Origin of the sequence: Mesorhizobium tamadayense (assembly GCF_003863365.1) — a bacterium.
GTDB classification, from domain to species: Bacteria; Pseudomonadota; Alphaproteobacteria; order Rhizobiales; family Rhizobiaceae; genus Mesorhizobium; species Mesorhizobium tamadayense.
Genome location: NZ_RQXT01000162.1, coordinates 1 through 1,322, shown reverse-complemented (window position 1 = coordinate 1,322; position 1,322 = coordinate 1). Strand labels below are relative to the sequence as shown.

Genomic DNA, 1,322 nt, shown 5'->3' with positions numbered 1-1,322 from the left:
GGGACTGTCAGGAATTCCGTGTGCGGGCGGGCGGTTGAACATTATGCCGCCATGGCCTTGATGAAGCGCTCGCCGAAGATGACGGCAAACTGGGCCTTGGCCATGGACCACTCACGTGGCGGCATTTTCCACTCTTTTTCGGACCGGTTCAAGATCAGATAGAGCAGCTTGGTGGCCGCGTCATCGCTGGGGAAGTGGCCCCTGGCCCTGACAGCCCGCCTGAGCTTCGAGTTCAGCGCCTCGATCGCGTTTGTGGTGTAGACGATCCGGCGGACTTCGTCAGGGAACGCAAAGAATGGGATGACCTCGCCCCAGGCACGCCGCCAGCTCTGGCCGATGGCGGGATAGCGCCGGCCCCAGGGGCCGGCCTCGAACGCCGTCAGCGCCTTTTCGGCAGCATCGGCATCGACGGCGCGGTAGATGTCCTTGAGCGCTGTCGCTAGCCCTTTGCGGTCTTTCCAGGAAACGAAGTCCATGGAGTTGCGCAGCAGGTGGACGATGCAGGTCTGAACGATCGCCTCCGGGAACACGGCGGTGATCGCGTCGGGGAAGCCTTTCAGGCCATCGACGACGGCCAGCAGGATATCATCGACGCCGCGGTTCTTGAGCTCGTTCATCACCCGCAGCCAGAACTTGGCGCCTTCATTCTGCTCGAGCCACAGGCCGAGCACCTCCTTGGCGCCATCGGCGCGGACGCCCAGCGCGATATGGATGGCTTTGTTGCGAACCATCCCTTCGTCCCGGATCTTGACCCGGATCGCGTCGAAGAAAATGAGCGGATAAACCGGATCGAGCGGGCGCTGCTGCCAAGTGGCGACTTCATCGAGCACGGCGTCCGTCACCGTGCTGATCAGATCCGGCGACACGTCGATGCCATACAGATCATGCAGGTGCCCGGTGATCTCCCGGGTGCTCATGCCGCGCGCATACATTGACACGATCTTTTCGTCGAAGCCGGGGAAGCGACGCTGATACTTGGCGATCAGTTGCGGATCGAAACTGGCCTGGCGATCACGCGGTATGTCGATCTCCAGCTTGCCGGTCTCCGTCGTCACGGTCTTGCGGCCGTAGCCGTTACGCGTATTGCCAGCGTCTTCGCCGCTCGCCAGATGATGGTCCATCTCCGCGTTCAAGGCGCGCTCGGTCAGAGCCTTCTTGAGCGAATCCAGCAAGCCGCCCTGTTCGAAGGCTGCACTGGCTGCGCCTCCCGCCAGAAGCTGGTCGAGAAGATCATTTGGTATCGCAGGGGCTTTGCGTCGGGTCATAGTGGGAATCCTTTTTACCCATTATGCCCGCCCGCACACGGAATTCCTGACAGTCCC

General features: G+C 61.8%; 1 protein-coding gene. It reads right to left on the bottom strand.

Annotation, left to right across the window (positions count from 1 at the left end; genetic code table 11):
- Window positions 1–41 precede the first annotated feature (41 nt).
- The gene (locus EH240_RS36975; RefSeq protein ID WP_125007244.1) at window positions 42–1,265 is read right to left on the bottom strand and encodes an IS256 family transposase; all 1,224 of its coding nucleotides are present in this window, start codon (window positions 1,263–1,265) and stop codon (window positions 42–44) included.
- Window positions 1,266–1,322 lie beyond the last annotated feature (57 nt).